The sequence below is a fragment of the Cobetia sp. LC6 genome (assembly GCF_030264805.1).
Classification (GTDB): domain Bacteria; phylum Pseudomonadota; class Gammaproteobacteria; order Pseudomonadales; family Halomonadaceae; genus Cobetia.
Genome location: NZ_JASSPL010000051.1, coordinates 1 through 272, shown reverse-complemented (window position 1 = coordinate 272; position 272 = coordinate 1). Strand labels below are relative to the sequence as shown.

The 272-nt window shown below is 64.7% G+C and carries 1 protein-coding gene; it reads left to right on the top strand.

Annotation, left to right across the window (positions count from 1 at the left end; translation table 11 throughout):
- Nucleotides 1-272: Ig-like domain-containing protein (locus QQF40_RS17075; protein WP_285462042.1), on the top strand; the 272-nt coding region annotated here is incomplete at both ends.

Here is a 272-nt window from a genome sequence, read left to right as displayed (position 1 = left end):
CTCACCACCGGCACAGAAGAAGGTGACACCGTCACCGTGACCCTGGACGACGGCAACGGCGGCACCATCACCGGTGAAGCCATAGTCACGGCCCAGGACATCACCAACGGCAGCATTGCGGTCGGCGTCACCGATGCCATCGCCGATGGCAGCTACACCGCCACTGCCGTGATCACTGATGCGCTGGGCAACAGCTCTGCCGAGTCCAACACGGTTGACGTGAATGTCGATGCCACCTCGCCGGGCGGCGAAGACGGCACCGATGCGCCGGT